Origin of the sequence: Fructilactobacillus fructivorans (assembly GCF_001434095.1) — a bacterium.
GTDB classification, from domain to species: domain Bacteria; phylum Bacillota; class Bacilli; order Lactobacillales; family Lactobacillaceae; genus Fructilactobacillus; species Fructilactobacillus fructivorans.
Map to the genome: position 1 here is coordinate 1 of NZ_AZDS01000010.1, position 1,325 is coordinate 1,325.

The following is a 1,325-nucleotide window of genomic DNA, read 5'->3' on the forward strand; positions in this document are numbered from 1 at the left end:
GCGTGGCAACGTCCTACCCTTGCAGGGGGCGATCCCCCAACTACTCTTGGCGTGCTGAAGCTTAACTTCTGTGTTCGGCATGGGAACAGGTGTATCCTTCAGGCTTTCGCCACCACACTTAGAAAGAACTTCGTTCTCTCAAAACTAGATAATATCTTCTCTGCCCGATTAACTTCCACTTCTTTTTGCTTGGTTAAGTCCTCGACCGATTAGTATTAGTCCGCTTCACGTATCACTACGCTTCCACTTCTAACCTATCTACCTGATCATCTTTCAGGGGTCTTACTTCCATAAAGGAATGGGAAATCTCATCTCGAGGCGAGTTTCACACTTAGATGCTTTCAGCGTTTATCTCGTCCATACATAGCTACCCAGCTGTGCGCCTGGCGGCGCAACTGGTACACCAGCGGTATGTCCATCCCGGTCCTCTCGTACTAGGGATAGCTCCTCTCAAATTTCCTGCGCCCGCGACGGATAGGGACCGAACTGTCTCACGACGTTCTGAACCCAGCTCGCGTACCGCTTTAATGGGCGAACAGCCCAACCCTTGGGACCAACTACAGCCCCAGGATGCGATGAGCCGACATCGAGGTGCCAAACCTCCCCGTCGATGTGAACTCTTGGGGGAGATAAGCCTGTTATCCCCAGGGTAGCTTTTATCCGTTGAGCGATGGCCCTTCCATATGGTACCACCGGATCACTAAGCCCGACTTTCGTCCCTGCTCGACCTGTATGTCTCGCAGTCAAGCTCCCTTCTGCCTTTACACTCTATGAATGATTTCCAACCATTCTGAGGGAACCTTTGGGCGCCTCCGTTACTATTTGGGAGGCGACCGCCCCAGTCAAACTGCCAACCAGACACTGTCTCCGAGCACGTTGAGTGCTCAGGGTTAGAGTGTTCACATAGCAAGGGTAGTATCCCAATGACGCCTCCGCCGAAGCTAGCGCTCCGGTTTCAATGGCTCCTACCTATCCTGTACAAGCTGTGCAAACACCCAATATCAAGCTACAGTAAAGCTCCATGGGGTCTTTCCGTCCTGTCGCGGGTAACCTGCTTCTTCACAGGTATCTTAATTTCACCGAGTCTCTCGTTGAGACAGTGCCCAGATCGTTACGCCTTTCGTGCGGGTCGGAACTTACCCGACAAGGAATTTCGCTACCTTAGGACCGTTATAGTTACGGCCGCCGTTTACTGGGGCTTCATTTCGGAGCTTCGCCGAAGCTAACTCTTCCACTTAACCTTCCAGCACCGGGCAGGCGTCAGCCCCTATACGTCATCTTACGATTTTGCAGAAACCTGTGTTTTTGATAAACAGTCGTCTGGG

Annotated in this window: 2 rRNA genes; both read right to left on the minus strand. The window is 52.1% G+C overall.

Annotated elements, in window-relative coordinates:
• Positions 1-117, minus strand: a 5S ribosomal RNA gene (rrf, locus tag FC73_RS06835).
• Between the two features lie 72 nt (positions 118-189).
• Positions 190-1,325 (minus strand): 23S ribosomal RNA (locus FC73_RS06840); the annotation flags it as partial.